Source organism: Streptomyces goshikiensis (assembly GCF_014650555.1).
GTDB lineage: Bacteria > Actinomycetota > Actinomycetes > Streptomycetales > Streptomycetaceae > Streptomyces > Streptomyces goshikiensis.
The window spans coordinates 16,954-35,063 of sequence record NZ_BMVE01000004.1; the positions used below are offsets into that span (position 1 = coordinate 16,954).

Sequence of the window (18,110 nt, forward strand, 5' to 3'; positions counted from 1 at the left end):
ACCCCTTTGTCAGTGGCGGGGTGCAGTATGCAGGGGTGGGAGGTGGCAGCGTGGGCGGCGGGCGCGGCGTGGACTGCGATGTGCTGGTGATCGGTGGCGGGATCGTCGGTCTGTCGACGGCGCATGCCCTCTCGCGCCTCGCTCCGGGGACGCGGGTGGTCGTCCTCGAGAAGGAACCCGGCCCCGCCCGGCACCAGACGGGCCGCAACAGCGGCGTGATCCACAGCGGCATCTACTACCGGCCGGGCTCGCTGAAGGCGCGGTTCGCGGTGCGCGGGGCCGCCGAGATGGTCAAGTTCTGCGCGGAGCACGGCATCGCCCACGAGGTGACGGGCAAGCTGATCGTCGCGACGGAGCGGGCCGAGCTGCCGCGGCTGCACGCGCTGGTCCAGCGCGGCCGGGAGAACGGCATTCCGGTGCGCGAGCTGGGCCCGGCGCAGATCGCGGAGTACGAGCCGGAGGTGCGCGGCCTGGCCGCGATCCATGTCGGCTCGACCGGGATCGTGGACTACGGGCGGGTCGCGGAGCAGCTGGCGGAGTCCTCGGGCGCGGAGATCGTCTACGGCGGTGCGGCGGATCTGATCTCCCGGCGCGCGGACCGGGTCGCGGTGCGCACGACGGCCGGGGTGGTCGTGCGGGCGCGGGTCCTGGTGAACTGCGCGGGCCTGCAGTGCGACCGGGTCGCGCGGCTCGCCGGGGACGAGCCCGGGATGCGGATCGTCCCCTTCCGGGGCGAGTACTACGACCTGGCGCGGCCCTCGTTGGTGCGGGGGCTGGTCTACCCGGTGCCGGATCCGGCGTTCCCCTTCCTCGGCGTCCATCTGACCCGGGGGATCGGCGGCGGCGTCCATGTCGGGCCGAACGCGGTGCCGGCGCTGGCCCGGGAGGGGTACGGCTGGGGGGTCGTGCGGCCGCGGGACGTCGCGGACGAGCTGGCCTGGCCGGGATCCTGGCGGATGGCCGCCCGGCACTGGCGTTACGGGGCGGGCGAGATCCACCGCTCGCTGTCGAAGCAGGCCTTCACCGAGGCGGTGCGGCGGCTGCTGCCGGCCGTGTCCTCGCGGGACCTGGTCCCGGCGGCGGCCGGGGTCCGCGCCCAGGCCGTCCTGCGGGACGGGACGCTGGTGGACGACTTCCTGATCCGGGACGCCCCCCGCACGGTCCACGTGCTGAACGCGCCCTCACCGGCGGCGACCGCCTCGCTCCCGATCGGGCGCGAGATCGCGTGCCGCGCCCTGTCGGTGCTGCGCACGGCCTGACGGGCCGGAGCGCGGCCGGGGCGCGGGCCAGGGCGCGGGCGGGGGCCACCGCGCCGCGGGCCCGGGCGGGGCTGCGTCGAGGGGACGGCGAGGGGGTGGGGTCGTAGAATCTGGGCATTGTGTCTGAGTCCCTGAATCCCCAGCCCAGCGCCCCGGCGGCGAACTCCTACGTCCCCCCGAAGTGGCGGACCGAGCCCCGGTTCCCCGAGGGCCCGTCGCCCGATCCGGCCGGCTCGCACCACGAGCGCCGGATCCGCAGCTTCCAGCCGCGGCGCAGCCGTGTGACCACCGGCCAGGGCGAGGCCCTGAAGCGGCTCTGGGGCACCTGGGGCCTGGACATCGACGGCCACCGCGTCCTCGACCTCAAGAAGATGTTCGACGGCCTCCCCGTCATCCTGGAGATCGGCTTCGGCATGGGCGAGGCGACCGCCCAGATGGCCGCCGCCGACCCCGGCACCGGAATCCTCGCCGCCGACGTGCACACCCCCGGCCAGGGCAACCTGCTCGCCCTCGCCGAGCGGGGCGGGCTCGACAACATCCGGGTCGCGAACGGCGACGCGATCATCCTGCTGCGCGAGATGCTGCCGCCGGACTCCCTCGCGGGCCTGCGCGTGTACTTCCCGGACCCGTGGCCCAAGGCCCGCCACCACAAGCGGCGGTTGATCCAGCCCGAGTTCCTCACCCTGGCCGCGACCCGGCTCGCGCCTGGCGGCGTGCTGCACTGCGCGACCGACTGGGAGCCGTACGCCGAGCAGATGCTCGAAGTGCTCACCGCGCACCCCGACTTCGAGAACACCCAGGCGGACGGGGGCTATGCGCCGCGCCCCGACTTCCGGCCGCTCACCCGGTTCGAGGGCCAGGGCCTCGACAAGGGCCACGTCGTACACGACTTGCTCTTCCGGCGCGTGGGGAACACCGAGAACTGACGCGGAGGGCTGACGGGGAGGCGCAGGTAACTCCCCGTGTCAGACCCGCTCGCTAGAGTCATCGTGTGTTCCGAGCGCTGCCTTCCGTGCTCGCACGCCCGTCGGGCGCGGTCCGTACGTGCGTGCTCGTCGCCCTGCTCGCCGCCTTGACCCTGTCGGGGCTGGCGATCCTGGAGCTGGTCCGGGAGCAGACGGGCACGCCCGGGTTCTTCGTCGGGCTGGGCCTTGCCGTACTGCCGGTGCCGCCGCTGCTCGCGGCGTTCGGCTGGGTGGGCCGGGCCGCGCCGCGGCCCCGGGCGGAGCTGCTGTTCTGCTTCGGCTGGGGCGCCGGCGCCGCCGCGCTGATCGCCATACTGGCCAACAGTTTCGCCACCGAGTGGATAGCCAGGACCACCGCCGACGCCTCGGCCGCGGACCGGCTCGGGTCGGTCGCGATCGCCCCGGTGGTCGAGGAGCTCGCCAAGGCGGCGCCCGTCCTGCTGGTGTTCGCGGTCCGAAGACGGCAGTCCGCCGGTCCCGCCGACGGGCTGGTGGCGGCCGGGTTCACCGCGACCGGCTTCGCCTTCACCGAGAACATCCTCTACCTCGGCAACGCCTACGGGCAGGACCTGGCCAGCGGTACCGGGGTGCTGGAGTCGATGACGGCCGCGACCTTCTTCGTACGGGTCATGGTCTCGCCGTTCGCGCACCCGCTGTTCACGGTGCTCAGCGGGCTCGGCTTCGGCGCGGCCACGCTCGGCGCCGGCCGGGCGCGCCGGTTCGGGCTGCCGGCTGCGGGCCTGGCACTGGCCATGGGGACGCACGCGCTGTGGAACAGCTCCTCGCGGTTCGGGGAGTACGGGTTCGCCGTGGTGTACGGCTCGGTGATGGTCCCGGTGTTCGGGGTGCTGCTGTGGCTCGCGGTGCGGATGCGGCGGCGCCGGCTGCGGGCGGTCGCCGCCGAGCTGGCGGTGTACGCCTCCGCGGGCTGGCTCGCGCCGGCCGAGGTACCGGCCCTGGCGTCCATGCCGGCCCGGTCGCTGGCCTGCGCCCTGGCGCGGCACAGCGGAGGCCGGGCGGCGGGGCGGGCGGTGTCCCGGTACGCGGCGGATGCGGCCGCGCTGGCGCTGCTGCGCCGGCGCGCCAGGCGGGGCGGTCCCGCGTGGGAGCCGGAGTTCACGCGCCGGGAGGGGGAGTTGCTGCGGGGGCTGTGGCTGCGCCGGGCGACGGCGGGGCCGGCGCTGTCCCGGGCGGCGGTCCTGGAGGAGCTGCTCCCGCCGCGCGCCGCGGACGATCCGGCCTGGTGGGCCGGCCCCGGCGCGCCGGCGGGCGTACCGGCTCCTAGACGTTCAGACCCTTCGAGGTCAGCCACGCCAGCGGATCCGTCGTCGAGCCACCCTTGCGCACTTCCAGGTGGAGGTGGGCTCCGGTGACGTTGCCGGTGGCGCCGACGCGGCCGATGGTCTCGCCCGCGCCGACCGCGCCGGAGGTCACCGCCATCGAGGACAGGTGGCAGTACCAGATCTCCGTACCGTCATCGAGCTGGAGCACGATCCGGTAGCCGTACGCGCCGGACCAGCCCGCGGAGGTGATCTTGCCGCTGCCGACGGCCTTGACGGGGGTGCCGGTGGGGGCGGCGAAGTCGAGGCCGGTGTGGTGGCCGGAGGACCACATGGAGCCGGAGTCACCGAAGTGCGAGGTGAGGGTGTAGGCGGAGGTGGGCAGGGAGTACCCGCCGGACGCCTTCGCCTCCCGCACCTGTTCGGCCGCCGCGTCCGCCTTGGCCTTGGCCTCGGCGGCCACCTTCTCGGCGGCCACCCGGGCGTCCTCGGCCACCTTGTCGGCGGCCCGACGGGCTGCCTCTGCCTGCTCCTTGGCCTCCTTGGCGGCGGCTTCCTTCGCGGCCAGCTCGGCCCGGGCGCGGTCCTGCGCGGAGGCCGCGTCCTGCTGGGACTCGGCCTGCTGGAGGATCCGGTTGAGCAGTACCTCGCCGGCGCCGGAGCCCGACTGGTCGTGCTGCGCGAGGAGTCCGGCCCGCGCGGCGGGGGCGCCGGAGCGGGAGCCGGCCGCGGTGTCCGCTCCGGCGGAGGCGTCCGGGCCGTCCGCGGTGTCGCGGCCGGAGTCGGCCGAATCGCCGGAGTCGTCGGTCAGGCCGGGGAACGACGGCATGGATATGGCCACTTGGGGGCGGTCCTGGGCGGTGGCGATACCGCCCGCGCCGACCGCCGCGATGACGCCGACGCCCAGCACGGTGGAGCTGCGGGCGAGTCCGCCGCGCTGCTTGGCCACCCGGTGCTTGCCCCTGACCGGCCGGACCGAGTCCTCGGTGGGATTCCACTCGCCCCAGGCCCCCGCGGTGGGCTGGTCCTGGGTGTCCATGCCTTCGGGGGCAGGCAAGTTGGAGGCCACCGGGGCACACTCCTCATTGAGGCGCACGCGCACGGCGCCATCTCTTACGACGGCTGGGACGACCGCGCTGCGTTATCGAACGGTAATAGACGTGGGGGAGTGATTCCAAGCTGTTGTGCTGGAACATTCACACAATCCAGCCACTCAACGCGCAGCTCTGGCCAGGACTTTTACCGCATTACCGTGTCAACTCGGGCAAAAATCGGCCGAAACCCATATCACTCCAGCCACAGGCGTTACTTGACGGTCCGTCAGGCATCTTGCGCAGCGCACCCGTTCACTCACAGCCCGTCACCACCCCGTTACGCCTTCTCGCGCCGCACCACCGGGACGGTCCGCCGGCGCCCCGGCTCCCCCTCCCCCGGCCGGCCGACCGCCAGCAGCGCCATGTCGTCCGTCGCCCCACCGCCCGTGTGCCGGCGCACATCGCTGCTGAGCGCGCTGAGCAGGGCTTCCGGCCCGGAGAACACGCTGCCGCTCAGCCGGGCCGCCGGATCGTAGAACTCCCCCGCCCCGGAACGGGCCTCGGTCAGCCCGTCGGTGTACAGGAGCAGGGTGGAGCCCTGCGGGAACGGCCACTCCTCCACCCGGTCCGGCCAGAGCGCCAGGTCCCCCATGCCGAGCGGCAGCGCCGGCTGCGCCGGGGCGAGCGCCACGAGGCCCCCGTCGGCGGACAGCAGCAGCGGCTCCGGGTGCCCCCGGTTCACCAGCCGCAACGCCCCGCCCTCCGGCGGGATCTCCCCGAGCACGCACGTGGTGAACCCCTCGACCGCGTCCAGGCTGTCGCGCCGGCTGCCCTCCCGGGCCAGCGCCCGCTCCAGCCGCCGCGCGACACCCTCCAGGGTCGGCTCGGTCTCGGCGGCCTCCCTGAAGGCCCCCAGGACCACCGCGACGGCCTCCACCGCGCCCAGCCCCTTGCCCCGGACGTCACCGACCGCCAGCCGCACCCCGTACGGGGTGTCCTGGACGGCGTAGAGGTCCCCGCCGATGAACGCGTCCGCCTGGGCCGCCTCGTACCGCGCGGCGACGTGCAGGCCCCCGATCCGCTCGGCGGGCTTCGGCAGCACCGCGCGCTGGGCCGCCTCGGCGATGTCGCGCGCGGAGGCGAGCCGCTCGCCGCTGCGGCGCACGACCCGGTTGATCAGGACGGCGAGCCCGGACACGGTGAGGACGGTGGCCAGATCGGTCAGCGCCTCCACCCGCCAGAAGGTGCTGCTGGAGAGGTGCAGCACGACCACCGCGAGGGAGGCCAGCGCCCCGGTCACGACGGTCGCCGCCAGCGAGAACACCGACGCCGCGATCAGCGGGCCCGCGGTGAAGAAGGGGGACCCCGTGAACTTGGGCGGGGTCAGCAGGTCGAAGAGGAACCCGAGCGCGATCAGCACGAGGGGCATCAGCCGCGCCACGCGCCGGGACGCACCGCCCGCGCCCCTGCCGTACTCCTGCTGCGCCAGCCCCACCACGCTGTTCTCCTGCCGGTCCCTCGCACGGGGGCCGCTGCCCGCCACGCCCTCAAGGCTGGCCGCAAGGCCGCCCGTACGGCGACCCGGCCGGGCCGACCGGGTGACGGAACGTCGGGGGATGCAGGAGGGGACGGGAAACACCCGGGGGAACGACGAAGGCCCGGCTCCCCTGAGGGAACCGGGCCTTCGTACTGAGTAGCGGGGGCAGGATTTGAACCTACGACCTCTGGGTTATGAGCCCAGCGAGCTACCGAGCTGCTCCACCCCGCGTCGGTAAACACAACTCTACGCCATCTGTGGGAGGGCCTGCGCCAATTAACCTCCGAGGCACCTCCCACACGTACATCACCGCAGGTCAGAGCGGTTCAAGGCGGCGAAAGCCGGGCGCCATGAGGCCCCTGCGGCAGCCGCCGGGGACCGAGCGCCCGCGGCCACGAAGGCACCGGACGCGGCCAACTCCCCACGGCGACCGGCCTTGGCGGGAAACCGCCGGAGCCACTCCGGTCGATACCCGATCGGTCATCCGCCCCTCTCCGGCTATGCTCTGGGGTGAGCACGCCGAGGGCCATTAGCTCAATTGGCAGAGCAGCGGACTTTTAATCCGTTGGTTGTCGGTTCGAGTCCGACATGGCCTACTGCTCACGAAGCGCCCCGTCCGGTTTTCACCGGGCGGGGCGCTTCGTCGTTTCCGGGGCCGTGCCGGGGGCGCCGGGAGGTGTGGGGAACGGGCTCGGCCCCCACCGCACCGGAGTGCTGTGGGGGCCGAGTCTCGATCAGTTGGCGCTCAGGCGTCAGCCGTTGCGCTTCCAGCGCGGCTTGTCGTCACGACGGCCGCCGCCGAAGGAACCGGTGGAACCGGAACCGGAGGGACGGTGGTCGTCACGACGGCCGTACGGGCGGTCGCCGGCGCCGCCGGAGCGGAAGCCGCCGGAGGGACGGTCGCTGCCACCGGAGCGGAAGCCACCGGACGGACGGTCACCGCCGGAGCGGAAGCCACCGGAGGGACGGTCGTCGCGGCGGAAGCCACCACGGTCGCCACCACGGTCGTCACGGTTGAAGCCACCGGACGGACGGTCGCCACCGGAGCGGAAGCCACCGGACGGACGGTCGTCGCGGCGGAAGCCACCACGGTCGCCACCACGGTCGTCACGGTTGAAGCCACCAGAGGGACGGTCGTCGCGGCGGAAGCCGCCACGGTCGCCACCGCGGTCGTCACGACGGTCACCACCGGAACGGAAACCACCGGACGGACGGTCGTCGCGGCGGAAGCCACCACGGTCACCACCACGGTCGTCACGGTTGAAGCCACCGGACGGACGGTCGCCACCGGAGCGGAAGCCGCCACGGTCGCCACCGCGGTCGTCACGACGGTCGCCACCGGAACGGAAGCCACCGGACGGACGGTCGTCGCGGCGGAAGCCACCACGGTCACCGCCACGGTCGCCACCGCGGTTGTCGCGGCGCTCGTAGTTGCCACGGTCGTCACGGCTCTGGAACGCGGGGCGCTCCTCGGCGACCGGCGCGGCCGCGACGGCAGCCGCGACCTCGGCCTCGGCGGCCTCGGCCACCTCGGCGACAGCGGCCTCCGGGTCCTCGCCGCGCTCACGCGCGGAGCGGGCGACCAGGCGGTCGGCCTCCTCGCGCAGCTCGACGGCACGGCGCGACAGGCGCTCCAGCTGCTTGGTCAGGTCGGCGACCTCGCGCTCGGCCTGCTTCGCGGCGTTGTTCGCGGAGTCGGCCTGGACCTGGGTGAGCGAACGCGCACCGGTGATCTCGGCGACCTCGGGGTCGAACGCGCCGACGCCCTGGACGATGTGGCGCGAGGCGTCCACGCCCGCGTCCTCCATCAGACGGAAGATCTGACGGCGCTGGTGCGGGAGCGCCAGCGAGACCACGACGCCCGACTTGCCGGCGCGGGCGGTACGGCCCGAGCGGTGCAGGTAGTCCTTGTGGTCACCGGCCGGGTCCACGTTCAGGACCAGGTCGATGCCGTCGACGTGGATGCCGCGGGCGGCGACGTCGGTCGCGACGAGCGCGTTGACGTAGCCGTCCTTGAAGTCCGCGAGGACGCGGGTGCGGGCACCCTGCGTCATGCCGCCGTGCAGCGCGTCGGCCTTCACGCCGGACTCGATGAGCTGCTCGGCGATGCGGTCGGCGCCCAGCTGGGTGCGGACGAAGATGATGGTGCGGCCCTTGCGGGCGGCGATGGCGGCCGTGACCGGCGCCTTGTCCTTCGGCTTCACGACGAGGACGTGGTGCGTCATGGTCGTGACGTTGCCCTGCGCGCTGTCGACCTCGTGCGTGACGGGGTTGGTCAGGTAGCGCTTGACCAGGGTGCCGATCTCGTTCTCCATGGTGGCGGAGAAGAGCATGCGCTGGCCGCCGCCGGGGATCTGGTCGAGCAGCTCGGTGACCTCGGGCAGGAAGCCCAGGTCCGCCATCTGGTCGGCCTCGTCGAGGACCGCGATCTTGACGTTCTCCAGGGAGCAGGCGCCGCGGTTGATGATGTCGCGCAGACGGCCGGGGGTGGCGACGAGGACGTCGACACCGCGCTCCAGGGCGTAGATCTGGTTGCCCATGGAGGTACCGCCGCAGACGACCTTCATCTTGAGGCCGAGCACGTCGCCGTAGGGCTGGAGGGCGTCCGCGACCTGCATCGCGAGCTCACGCGTCGGCGTGAGGATGATCGCGCGGGGCTTCTTCTTCTCGGTGTGACCGCCGGCCAGCGAGGCCAGGGTCGGCAGACCGAAGGAGAGGGTCTTGCCGGAGCCGGTGCGGCCACGGCCGAGGATGTCCTTGCCGGCCAGGGCGTCCGGGATGGTCGCGGCCTGGATCGGGAAGGGGGAGGTGACGCCGTTCTGGGCGAGCTTGCGCACGATCCCCTCGGGCAGACCGAGGTCGCCGAAGGTGATGGTGGGCTCCGCGTCGGCGGCGCCGTCCTCGAAGTCGTCAGTGGACTGGTCGGTCGTCACGTCGGCCTCAAGAGCCTCGATGATCTCGTTCGCCTCAGCGGCCTCGATGGCCTCGGTGACCGCAAGGGTCTCGGCATCGGCGACGAGCTCGTTCGAGTCGTTCTCGGGCATGACGGCACGGTCAGAACTGGAAATGGACATGCGAAATGCGAAACCTTCCGGAGTCTCGGCACGCGCCCAAACTCCGTGAATCGCAAATCGACCGCCTCAATGCGGTCAGCCACGGCTAGGGAGAGTACGCGCCACACGGCGCTCTTCGGATTCGGCGCCGGGCAATGGGATCAAACGATCTATAACCATACGCACCCTCCTGGGGGTCTGGCAAGTCACCCCGGCCACTATGGCCCTGACCTGCGAAGACGCCTTCCGCTGGAGAGCTCGGGGCTGAGCCCGGAGAGCACTCAGAGGGCGCGGAGTGCCTGCGGCGGACCTCCCGGGTCGGTGCTCGGCTTCGTCTCCGGAGGCGTCGGAACCGGCGTGGGTTCCGTCACAGGAGGAGGGTCCTGGGTCGGGGGCGCCGTGGGCGGGGTGGGAGCGGTACCACCGGACCCGCCCGCCCCGCCGGAGCCGCCCGAACCACCCGCGCCGCCGGAGCCGCCCCCGGCGGAGGCCCCGCCGCCCGACGAGGGCTGCTGGTGACCCTGGCCGCCCGCCCCGCCGCCCGGACCGGCCGTAGGGGAGGGGGCCCCGGGCAGCCCGGCGGGCGCGCCCGGGCTGGGAGAGGCCCCGGTCGCCCCGGAGGCCTTGCCCTCCTCGCCGGGCTTCCCTCCGGGCTTGCCCGTACCGTCCTTCACGCCGTGGCCGTTGCCGTGGATCCCGGAGCCCCGGCCGGCGGCGGCGCCCCCGCCGGAGTCGGCGGCCGCGCCCTTGCGGTCGACGGGTGAGGAGGGCCCGGGCTTCGCGGCGTCCGCGCCGACACTCATGCAGCCCGCCGTCGCCGCGACCGCGAGTGCGGTGACGGCCAGTCGGAGGGAAGCGGAAAACTGGCGCACGGGAGGCACCTCCGGAACTACGGGGGTCCGCGATGAGCGGGTCAATGTGCCCAACTCCCTTTACCCCGTAAGAGACACGCCCTCAGCCGAACAGCTCCCCCGCCAGCCACGAACCCAGGCGCACGGCGCCCAGCCCGACCAGCACCGACGCCACCACGTTGACCGCCGCGAGGAACCGCCAGCCGCGTTCGGCCAGCCGCAGCGTCTCGTACGAGAAGGTCGAGTAGGTGCTCAGCGCCCCGCACAGCCCCGTCCCGAGCAGCAGTTGGAGCCGCGAGGCGTCCGCCCCGGCCAGGACGGCCCCGGTCAGCGCCCCCAACAGCAGGCAGGCGGCCGTGTTCACGGCGAAGGTGCCGAACGGGAACACCGAGCCGTGCCGCGTCTGCACGGCCCGGTCGGTCAGGTAGCGCAGCGGCGCGCCGACGACCGCGCCCACCACCACGAGCAGCCAGTTCATCCGCGCCGCCCGTCCACCGCGCGCCGGGTCACCGAGGCCGAGGCCCACACGGCGCCGAGCGCGCCGGCGAGCGTGAGCCCCGCGTAGGCCAGCGCCGTCCCGGCCTCGCCCTCGTCCAGCAGCAGCGAGAAGTCCACCGCGTACGTGGAGAAGGTGGTGAAGCCGCCCAGCACCCCGACGCCGACGAAGGGCCGCACCAGCGGATGCGGGGCGGTGCGCCCGCCCTCGCTGATCAGCACCATGAGTACGCCGATCAGGGCGCTCCCGCTCACGTTGATCCAGAACGTCGCCCAGGGAAACGCCCCCGGGGCGGCCGGCCACAGCAGCGCCACCCCGTACCGCGCCGAGGCCCCGAGGGCGCCGCCCGCCGCCACCGCCGCGAGCACCCGGCCCTGCGGTTCGGCGCGTTGCGCGGGCACCCGGAGGTCGATGTCGGGGTCGATGGCCTCGTCGCCACCGGAGGGGCTGCCGCCGGAGGGGTCACTGCCGGAAGGGTCGCCTGAAGGGTCTTCGCGAGAGCCGTCGGCCGGGCCGGTCATCCGTAACCCAGCGCGTGCAGCCGGTCGTCGTCGATCCCGAAGTGGTGGGCGATCTCGTGCACGACGGTGACCTCCGTCTCCGCGACCACGCTCTCCCGGTCCTCGCACATGCGCAGCGTGGGGTTGCGGTAGATCGTGATCCGGTCCGGCAGCACCCCGGCGTACCACTCGCCCCGGTCCGTCAGCGGGGTCCCCTCGTAGAGGCCGAGCAGCTCGGGGTCGTCGGCGGGCGGCTCGTCCTCGACGAACACCGCGACGTTGTCCATCAGCCGCGTGAGCTCCGGCGGAATCCGGTCCAGGGCCTCTGCGACGAGCTCTTCGAACTCCTCGCGCGTCATCTCCAGCACCCGGCCATTGTCCCTCCGGTGGAGGTGCCTCCCGCGTGCCGGGGAGAAACCGTTTTGGCGATAGCTCCCCGGATCCCATATGCTTCTCACGTCCCCGACGCGCTGGAAAGTGCCCGGCGGGCCTTTAGCCCTCATCGTCTAGTGGCCCAGGACGCCGCCCTTTCAAGGCGGTAGCACGGGTTCGAATCCCGTTGGGGGTACGCATTACCGTGTGCAAGACTTGGTCTCGCACACTGCAAGGACCTGTGGAGCAGTTGGTTAGCTCGCCACCCTGTCAAGGTGGAGGTCGCGGGTTCAAGTCCCGTCAGGTTCGCTGAGGCCGGAAACGGTCTCGTGGCTGGGTAGCTCAGTTGGTACGAGCGATCGCCTGAAAAGCGATAGGTCGCCGGTTCGACCCCGGCCCCAGCCACCACAGGAAGGCCCCCGTCCTCGGACGGGGGCCTTCCGCGTTCCTCCCCTATTCCTTCTCCGCCGTCTCGCGGACGCGGCCGCGCCACTGCGCCAGGCCGACGGCCACTGCCGCCGCCGCGACCAGCGCGAGCAGCGCCCAGTCCGGGACCGCGCCGGTGAGGGAACGGACCCGCTGCTCCACGGCGTACGAGTCGTCCACGTCGAGCAGTCCGGGCAGCGCGCTCGCCCCGTCATAGACGAGGAACAGGGCGCCCAGGGTGATGAAGAACAGACCGGACAGCAGCGAGGTCGTGTGCAGTTCGAGGCGGCCGACGCGCAGGGGCCGGCCGCGCAGCCAGCGCCGCTTGCCGAGCTCGAACCGCTCCCAGAGCAGGGCCAGCACGAACAGCGGTACGGCCATCCCCAGCGCGTACACCGCCAGCAGCAGGCCTCCGTAGACGGGGCTGCCGCTGACGGCCGCCACCGTGAGGACGCTGCCCAGGATCGGGCCGGCGCAGAACCCGGCCAGCCCGTAGACCGCGCCGAGGGCGTACACCGACAGGGCGGTGGTCGGCCGGATCCGGCCCGACAGCTCCGAGAGCCGCCGGGAGGCGAAGCCGAGGCCGAGGATCTGCGCGATCCCGAGCACGATGATCAGCCAGCCGCCGGCCAGGACGAGCGCGTCCCGGTGGGAGTGGAAGAACCGTCCGGCGTACGAACCGGCCGCCCCGAGGGGTACGAGGGTGCTCGCGAGACCGGCGTAGAAGATCCCGGTGCGCGCCAGCAGCCGCGAGGCGGAGTCGATCGAGTACGCGAAGAAGGCCGGCAGCAGCAGTGCGCTGCACGGGCTGAGCAGGGCGAGGAGGCCGCCCAGCAGGGCGGCCAGGTATCCGATGTCGGTCACCGCTTCGCCGCCCCGGGGGCCTCGGCCCGCGCCTTGGCATCGGCGATCGCCGACTCGAAGGCGTCGAGGGGCTGGGCCCCCGCGATGGGCCGGCCGCCCACGAGGAAGGAGGGGGTGGAGCTGACGCCGATGCGGTAGCCCTCCTCCTGGTCCTTGCGCAGCGCCTCGGCGGCGGCCTCGCCGGCCATGTCCTTCTTGAAGCGCTCCAGGTCGGGGACCCCGGCCTGCCCGGCCAGCTCGACGAGGCGGGCCTCGCCGAAGCCCTTCTCCTTGGAGCCCTCGGCGTACGCGGCCGCGTGGAACGCCGCGAACCGGTCCTGCTGCCCGGCGGCCCAGGCGGCCTTGGCGGCGGCCTCGGAGTCGGCGCCGAAGATGGGGAAGTTGCGCCACTCGATGCGGAGGGTGCCGTCCTCGACGTACTTCTTCATCAGTTCGGGTTCGGTGTCGCGCGCGAACTTGCCGCAGTAGCCGCACTTGAAGTCGGAGTACTCGATCAGCACGACGGGTGCGTCGGCCCGGCCGACGGCCAGCTTGTCGCCGGATTCCCGGCGGGCGAGCTTCAGCAGCTCGCTGGTGCCCGCGTCGGCCTCGGGCGCGGACGCCGAGGAGGGCTTGGCGGGGGTGTCCCCGGGCGCGGTGGCCTGCCAGGACACGACCCCGAAGGCGACGGAGGCGAGGGCGACCCCGGCGCAGATCAGCAGGGGCTTACGGGAGGAAGAGGACATACGGGTGCTCCAGGGCTACGGGTGAGGGCGGACCAGTCGGACGACCGGTCCTCCTAGACCCGCATCACCGAGAGCTCCACCGGCCCCGGCGCCGGCTGGTCCGGCCCGCGTACGGGGACCCGCGCGGGCAGCGCCCGGCCGCCCCCGTCCGGCTCCACGACGGCCCGGGCCAGGGGGGTGTGCGCGTGCTCCGCGCTCGCGCGCGGGGGCGCCGCCGGCGGTATCCCGTCCTCCGCCCCGCCGGGCCCGCAGGCCGGACCCGAACCCTCCACCGCTCCGGCGACCGCCGCCCCGCCCGGCGCGGGGCCGTCGGTGACGGCCTGCGCCGGGCCCGCCTGCGCCACACCGGCCGGGGTCGCGTGCGCCGGACCGGCCGCGCGCACCGCACCGGCCGACGCCGCAGGGGCCGCCGGCGCCGCGGAAGCCGCCGGGGCCGCCGACGCCGCGCCGCAGAGCAGGGCCGCCAGCGCCGCGATCAGGCAGCACAGGGCGCGGGCGGCGCGGGACATGGCGGGCCTCTCACGTCGGTTCTGGTGATCTCGTCCCGAAATGGTACGGGGACGGTACACAAATGCGTTCGCCACCCGACGCTCCCGGGTGAGATCCTCGACCAGGTATGTCTACTTCCTTCGCCGCCCTGCAGACGCTTCTCGGTGAGATCTCGCTCCGTGACGCGCACCGCCTCGGCCGCCGCCTCGAAGGCGCCCGCCGTATCCGCAAGCCCGAGGCCAAGCAGGCCGTGCTCGACGAGATCGCCGCGGAGGCCGGGAAAGCCGCCGCGCGACTGGCCGGCCGTGCCTCGCGGATGCCGGAGGTCACGTATCCCGAGAACCTGCCCGTCAGCCAGAAGAAGGACGAGATCGCCGAGGCGATACGCGACCACCAGGTCGTGATCGTCGCGGGCGAGACCGGCTCCGGCAAGACCACGCAGATCCCCAAGATCTGCATGGAGCTGGGCCGCGGCGTCCGGGGCATGATCGGGCACACCCAGCCCCGCCGGATCGCGGCGCGCACCGTCGCGGAGCGCATCGCGGAGGAGCTGAAGTCCGAGATCGGCCAGACGGTCGGCTGGAAGGTCCGGTTCACCGACCAGGTGGACCAGGACGCCACCTTCGTGAAGCTGATGACGGACGGCATCCTGCTCGCCGAGATCCAGACGGACCGCGAGCTGCGCGCGTACGACACGATCATCATCGACGAGGCCCACGAGCGGTCCCTCAACATCGACTTCCTGCTCGGCTACCTCGCCACGCTGCTGCCCAAGCGCCCCGACCTCAAGGTGATCGTCACCTCCGCGACGATCGACCCGGAGCGCTTCTCCCGGCACTTCGGCGAGGCCCCGATCGTCGAGGTCAGCGGGCGTACGTATCCGGTGGAGGTCCGCTACCGGCCGCTGCTGGAGGAGGACGCCGAGGAGGCGGCGGACTCCGACCGGGACCAGATCACCGCGATCTGCGAGGCCGTGGACGAGCTCCAGGGCGAGGGCCCCGGCGACGTGCTCGTCTTCCTGTCGGGCGAGCGCGAGATCCGCGACACGGCGGACGCGCTCAACAAGCGGAACCTCCGCTTCACCGAGGTCCTGCCCCTCTACGCGCGCCTCTCGCACGCCGAGCAGCACCGGGTGTTCCAGCGGCCCCCCGCGGGAACGACGCGCCGGATCGTCCTCGCGACCAACGTCGCCGAGACCTCCCTGACCGTCCCCGGCATCAAGTACGTGATCGACCCGGGCACCGCCCGGATCTCCCGCTACAGCCACCGCACCAAGGTGCAGCGGCTGCCCATCGAGCGGATCAGCCAGGCGAGCGCCAACCAGCGCAAGGGCCGCTGCGGCCGCACCAGCGACGGCATCTGCATCCGGCTGTACTCCGAGGACGACTTCCTCTCCCGTCCGGAGTTCACGGACGCCGAGATCCTGCGCACCAACCTGGCCTCCGTCATCCTCCAGATGACCGCGGCCGGCCTCGGCGAGATCGAGAAGTTCCCCTTCATCGACCCGCCGGACCACCGCAACATCCGCGACGGCGTCCAGTTGCTCCAGGAACTCGGCGCGCTGGACCCCTCCGAGAAGGACGCCCACAAGCGGCTCACGCCGATGGGCCGGCAGCTCTCGCAGCTCCCGGTGGACCCGCGGCTCGCCCGCATGGTCGTGGAGGCGGACAAGAACAACTGCGTCCGCGAGGTCATGGTCATCGCGGCGGCCCTGTCCATCCAGGACCCGCGCGAGCGCCCGTCGGACAAGCAGACGCAGGCGGACCAGAACCACGCCCGCTTCAAGGACGAGACCAGCGACTTCCTCTCGTTCCTGAACATGTGGCGCTACGTCCGCGAGCAGCAGAAGGAGCGCGGCTCGTCCTCCTTCCGCCGGATGTGCAAGCAGGAGTACCTGAACTTCCTGCGGATCCGCGAGTGGCAGGACATCTACTCGCAGCTGCGTACGGTCGCCAAGTCCATGGGGATCCACGTCAACGAGGCCGATGCCCCGGAGCAGCACGTCCACGTGTCGCTGCTGGCGGGTCTGCTCTCGCACATCGGCCTGAAGGACACCGACAAGAACGAGTACCTGGGCGCCCGGTCCGCCAAGTTCGCGATCTTCCCGGGCTCCGCGCTGTTCAAGAAGCAGCCGAAGTTCGTGATGTCGGCGGAGCTGGTGGAGACCTCGCGGCTGTGGGCCCGGGTCAACGCCAAGGTGGAGCCCGAGTGGGTCGAGCCGCTGGCCCAGCACCTGATCAAGCGCACGTACAGCGAGCCGCACTGGGAGAAGGACCAGGCGGCGGTGATGGCGTACGAGAAGGTCACGCTGTACGGCGTGCCGATCGTGGCCCAGCGGAAGATCAACTACGGCCGGATCGACGCCGAGGTCTCGCGCGAGCTGTTCATCCGCAACGCGCTCGTCGAGGGCGACTGGCGGACCCACCACAAGTTCTACGCCGACAACCGCAAGCTCCTCACCGAGGTGGAGGAGCTGGAGAACCGGGCCCGGCGCCGCGACATCGTCGTGGACGACGAGACCCTGTTCGACTTCTACGACCAGCGGATCCCCGAGCACGTGGTGTCCGGGGCGCACTTCGACTCGTGGTGGAAGCACAAGAAGCGGGACGAGCCCGAACTGCTCGACTTCGAGCGCGAGATGCTGCTGACCGAGAAGGCGGCCGGGGTCACCAAGGCCGACTACCCGGACTCCTGGCGGCAGGGGCAGCTGAAGTTCCGGGTGACCTACCAGTTCGAGCCGGGCGCCGACGCGGACGGTGTCACCGTGCACGTGCCGCTCCAGGTGCTGAACCAGGTCACCGACGAGGGCTTCGACTGGCAGATCCCGGGTCTGCGGGAAGAGGTCGTCACCGAGCTGATCCGGTCGCTGCCGAAGCCGATCCGCCGGCACTACGTGCCCGCGCCGAACTTCGCCTCGCGCTTCCTGGACACGGCCGTGCCGCTCCAGGAGCCGCTGCCGGTGACGCTGGCGCGCGAGCTCCAGCGGATGGTGGGGGTCCCGGTGTCCGCCGAGGACTTCGACCTGTCCCGGATCCCGGACCACCTGAAGATCACTTTCCGGATCGTTGACGAGCGCCGCAAGAACCTCGCCGAGGACAAGGACCTGGAGGCCCTGCGGCTGCGGCTGAAGCCCAAGGCCCGCCAGGCCCTCTCCAAGGCCGCCGCGGCCACCGCCGAGCGGGCGGGCGGGGAGTCGGTGGAGCGCACCGGGCTGACCGACTGGACGATCGGGACGCTGAGCCGGGTCTTCGAGACCCGGCGGGCCGGCCAGCCGGTGAAGGCCTACCCGGCGCTGGTGGACCAGGGCGCGAGCGTCTCCGTACGGCTCTTCGACACCGAGGCCGAGCAGCAGCAGGCGATGTGGCTGGGCACCCGGCGGCTGATCCTGCTGGGCATCCCGGTGAACCCGGCGAAGTTCGCCTCGGACAAGCTGACCAACCAGCAGAAGCTGGCCCTCTCGCGCAATCCGCACGGCTCCGTCCAGGCGCTGTTCGAGGACTGCGCGACGGCGGCCACCGACAGGCTGATCGCCGCGCACGGCGGTCCGGCCTGGGACGAGGCCTCCTTCCGGAAGCTCTTCGACGCGGTCCGGGCCGACCTGGTGGACACGACGGTGCGGACGGTGGATCAGGTCCAGCAGGTGCTGGCGGCCTGGCAGGCCTGCGAGCGGCGCCTGAAGGCGACCAACAGCCTGGCCCTGATGGCGAACGTGCAGGACGCGAAGACGCAGCTGGCGGCGCTGATGCCGGCCGGCTTCGTGACCCTGACCGGGCTGAAGCGGCTGCCGGACCTGATGCGCTACCTGGTGGCGGTCGACCGCCGGCTCCAGCAGATGCCGACGGGCGTCCAGCGCGACACCACGCGCATGGAGAAGGTCCACGAGATGCGGGACGAGTACCTGTGGCTGCTGGAGCAGCTGCCGAAGGGCCGGCCCGTGCCGGAGGCGGTCACCGAGATCCGCTGGATGATCGAGGAGCTGCGCGTCAGTTACTTCGCGCACGCGCTCGGGACGGCGTACCCGATCTCCGACAAGCGGATCGTCAAGGCGGTGGACGCGGCGGCCCCGTGAGGGCCTCCGGGAGGGGTTCCGGAGGGTCGGAGGGCGGGTCGCGCAGGCGGTTCGACTGCACCCCCTGAGCTGCTGTATAGTCTGATTCGCAGCCACCCAGTGGCCGCAAATCGAGGACCTGTGGAGCAGTTGGTTAGCTCGCCACCCTGTCAAGGTGGAGGTCGCGGGTTCAAGTCCCGTCAGGTTCGCA

General features: G+C 72.5%; 14 protein-coding genes and 6 tRNA genes. 9 read left to right on the plus strand and 11 right to left on the minus strand.

Going from position 1 to position 18,110, the window contains the following annotated elements:
* The first annotated feature begins 20 nt into the window (after nucleotides 1-20).
* The 3 genes from lhgD (at nucleotide 21) to IE248_RS13355 (ending at nucleotide 3,597) form a co-directional block, all read left to right on the plus strand.
* Nucleotides 21-1,259, plus strand: coding sequence for an L-2-hydroxyglutarate dehydrogenase (gene lhgD, locus IE248_RS13345; protein ID WP_190030853.1), 1,239 nt, complete (start codon nucleotides 21-23; stop codon nucleotides 1,257-1,259).
* A gap of 119 nt (nucleotides 1,260-1,378) precedes the next feature.
* Nucleotides 1,379-2,185: a tRNA (guanosine(46)-N7)-methyltransferase TrmB gene (trmB, locus tag IE248_RS13350; RefSeq protein WP_037791430.1), complete on the plus strand. Its 807-nt coding sequence runs from the start codon at nucleotides 1,379-1,381 to the stop codon at nucleotides 2,183-2,185.
* Between the two features lie 86 nt (nucleotides 2,186-2,271).
* Complete coding sequence (locus tag IE248_RS13355; protein WP_229895344.1) at nucleotides 2,272-3,597, plus strand: PrsW family intramembrane metalloprotease; 1,326 nt, start codon at nucleotides 2,272-2,274, stop codon at nucleotides 3,595-3,597.
* On the opposite strand, the gene IE248_RS13360 is transcribed toward IE248_RS13355, so the two are convergent.
* The 3 genes from IE248_RS13360 to IE248_RS13370 form a co-directional block, all read right to left on the minus strand.
* A complete protein-coding gene (locus tag IE248_RS13360; RefSeq protein WP_190030854.1) occupies nucleotides 3,506-4,573 on the minus strand; it encodes a M23 family metallopeptidase in 1,068 nt (355 codons plus the stop codon). The genes IE248_RS13355 and IE248_RS13360 overlap by 92 nt on opposite strands.
* Nucleotides 4,574-4,875: 302 nt before the next feature.
* Entirely contained in the window at nucleotides 4,876-6,177 is a 1,302-nt protein-coding gene (locus IE248_RS13365; protein ID WP_373301513.1) for a PP2C family protein-serine/threonine phosphatase, read from the minus strand.
* A 55-nt stretch (nucleotides 6,178-6,232) separates the two neighbouring features.
* Nucleotides 6,233-6,306: transfer RNA gene (locus tag IE248_RS13370), tRNA-Met, on the minus strand.
* Nucleotides 6,307-6,598: 292 nt separating this feature from the next.
* Between IE248_RS13370 and IE248_RS13375 the strand changes: the two genes are divergently transcribed.
* Nucleotides 6,599-6,671: transfer RNA gene (locus tag IE248_RS13375), tRNA-Lys, on the plus strand.
* Between the two features lie 156 nt (nucleotides 6,672-6,827).
* Here IE248_RS13375 and IE248_RS13380 read toward each other — a convergent pair.
* The 5 genes from IE248_RS13380 to IE248_RS13400 form a co-directional block, all read right to left on the minus strand.
* Nucleotides 6,828-9,149 carry a DEAD/DEAH box helicase gene (locus IE248_RS13380; RefSeq protein ID WP_073774119.1) on the minus strand — a complete coding sequence of 774 codons (2,322 nt, stop codon included), beginning with the start codon at nucleotides 9,147-9,149 and terminating at the stop codon, nucleotides 6,828-6,830.
* 260 nt (nucleotides 9,150-9,409) lie between these two features.
* Nucleotides 9,410-10,000, minus strand: coding sequence for a hypothetical protein (locus tag IE248_RS13385; RefSeq protein WP_190030855.1), 591 nt, complete (start codon nucleotides 9,998-10,000; stop codon nucleotides 9,410-9,412).
* Nucleotides 10,001-10,082: 82 nt separating this feature from the next.
* Entirely contained in the window at nucleotides 10,083-10,457 is a 375-nt protein-coding gene (gene crcB, locus IE248_RS13390) for a fluoride efflux transporter CrcB (protein ID WP_073774117.1), read from the minus strand.
* Nucleotides 10,454-10,996: a FluC/FEX family fluoride channel gene (locus IE248_RS13395; RefSeq protein WP_078899711.1), complete on the minus strand. Its 543-nt coding sequence runs from the start codon at nucleotides 10,994-10,996 to the stop codon at nucleotides 10,454-10,456. Before IE248_RS13395 ends, crcB begins: the two co-directional genes overlap by 4 nt.
* Entirely contained in the window at nucleotides 10,993-11,343 is a 351-nt protein-coding gene (locus IE248_RS13400; protein ID WP_030726307.1) for a metallopeptidase family protein, read from the minus strand. Before IE248_RS13400 ends, IE248_RS13395 begins: the two co-directional genes overlap by 4 nt.
* Nucleotides 11,344-11,470: 127 nt before the next feature.
* Between IE248_RS13400 and IE248_RS13405 the strand changes: the two genes are divergently transcribed.
* The 3 genes from IE248_RS13405 (at nucleotide 11,471) to IE248_RS13415 (ending at nucleotide 11,755) form a co-directional block, all read left to right on the plus strand.
* A tRNA-Glu gene (locus IE248_RS13405) sits at nucleotides 11,471-11,543 on the plus strand.
* A gap of 39 nt (nucleotides 11,544-11,582) precedes the next feature.
* Nucleotides 11,583-11,656: transfer RNA gene (locus IE248_RS13410), tRNA-Asp, on the plus strand.
* Between the two features lie 22 nt (nucleotides 11,657-11,678).
* Nucleotides 11,679-11,755, plus strand: a tRNA-Phe gene (locus IE248_RS13415).
* A gap of 45 nt (nucleotides 11,756-11,800) precedes the next feature.
* Here the strand turns inward: IE248_RS13415 and IE248_RS13420 are convergent.
* Genes IE248_RS13420 through IE248_RS13430 form a run of 3 tightly spaced genes read right to left on the minus strand, consistent with a single transcriptional unit; the run spans nucleotide 11,801 to nucleotide 13,871 of the window.
* The gene (locus IE248_RS13420) at nucleotides 11,801-12,637 is read right to left on the minus strand and encodes a cytochrome c biogenesis CcdA family protein (protein WP_037797858.1); all 837 of its coding nucleotides are present in this window, start codon (nucleotides 12,635-12,637) and stop codon (nucleotides 11,801-11,803) included.
* Entirely contained in the window at nucleotides 12,634-13,362 is a 729-nt protein-coding gene (locus tag IE248_RS13425; RefSeq protein ID WP_037797859.1) for a DsbA family protein, read from the minus strand. Before IE248_RS13425 ends, IE248_RS13420 begins: the two co-directional genes overlap by 4 nt.
* A 53-nt stretch (nucleotides 13,363-13,415) precedes the next feature.
* Nucleotides 13,416-13,871: a hypothetical protein gene (locus tag IE248_RS13430; RefSeq protein WP_190030856.1), complete on the minus strand. Its 456-nt coding sequence runs from the start codon at nucleotides 13,869-13,871 to the stop codon at nucleotides 13,416-13,418.
* A gap of 107 nt (nucleotides 13,872-13,978) precedes the next feature.
* Here IE248_RS13430 and hrpA point away from each other — a divergent pair, with 107 nt between their 5' ends.
* Nucleotides 13,979-17,920: an ATP-dependent RNA helicase HrpA gene (hrpA, locus tag IE248_RS13435; RefSeq protein WP_190030857.1), complete on the plus strand. Its 3,942-nt coding sequence runs from the start codon at nucleotides 13,979-13,981 to the stop codon at nucleotides 17,918-17,920.
* Between the two features lie 114 nt (nucleotides 17,921-18,034).
* Nucleotides 18,035-18,108, plus strand: a tRNA-Asp gene (locus IE248_RS13440).
* The last annotated feature ends 2 nt before the right edge of the window (nucleotides 18,109-18,110 follow it).

What these genes read in the sequence shown, in the direction of transcription:
- IE248_RS13380 (WP_073774119.1), bottom strand. Translation starts at nt 9,149, where the DNA reads ATGTCCATTTCCAGTTCTGACCGTGCCGTCATGCCCGAGAACGACTCG.
- crcB (WP_073774117.1), bottom strand. Translation starts at nt 10,457, where the DNA reads ATGAACTGGCTGCTCGTGGTGGTGGGCGCGGTCGTCGGCGCGCCGCTG.
- IE248_RS13395 (WP_078899711.1), bottom strand. Translation starts at nt 10,996, where the DNA reads ATGACCGGCCCGGCCGACGGCTCTCGCGAAGACCCTTCAGGCGACCCT.
- IE248_RS13425 (WP_037797859.1), bottom strand. Translation starts at nt 13,362, where the DNA reads ATGTCCTCTTCCTCCCGTAAGCCCCTGCTGATCTGCGCCGGGGTCGCC.
- IE248_RS13430 (WP_190030856.1), bottom strand. Translation starts at nt 13,871, where the DNA reads ATGTCCCGCGCCGCCCGCGCCCTGTGCTGCCTGATCGCGGCGCTGGCG.
- hrpA (WP_190030857.1), top strand. Translation starts at nt 13,979, where the DNA reads ATGTCTACTTCCTTCGCCGCCCTGCAGACGCTTCTCGGTGAGATCTCG.